Genomic DNA, 454 nt, shown 5'->3' on the forward strand with positions numbered 1-454 from the left:
CATGACGAAAGCGGAAGCCAAAGCGGCTTTCAACAACGACATGGTCTACATGGAGAAATTCCTCGAGAACCCGCGTCACATCGAGATTCAGGTGATGGCCGACGGCCAGGGCAACGCCATCTATCTGGCGGAACGTGACTGCTCGATGCAGCGTCGTCACCAGAAAGTGGTCGAAGAAGCACCAGCGCCGGGCATCACGCCGGAACTGCGTCGCTTTATCGGCGAGCGCTGTGCCAAAGCCTGTATCGATATCGGCTACCGCGGTGCGGGTACCTTCGAGTTCCTGTACGAAAACGGTGAGTTCTACTTCATCGAGATGAACACCCGTATTCAGGTGGAGCATCCGGTGACCGAGATGATCACCGGCGTGGATCTGATCAAAGAGCAGCTGCGTATTGCTGCCGGTCAGCCGCTGTCGATCAAACAGGAAGACGTGATTGTTCGCGGTCATGCG

Annotated in this window: 1 protein-coding gene; it reads left to right on the forward strand. The window is 56.6% G+C overall.

The window, feature by feature from the left end:
• A partial coding sequence (locus tag WFP70_RS26550; RefSeq protein ID WP_442956377.1) for an ATP-binding protein occupies window positions 1–454 on the forward strand: 454 nt, incomplete at both ends.

This window comes from Pantoea sp. USMM079, from assembly GCF_037153115.1.
Classification (GTDB): domain Bacteria; phylum Pseudomonadota; class Gammaproteobacteria; order Enterobacterales; family Enterobacteriaceae; genus Pantoea; species Pantoea communis.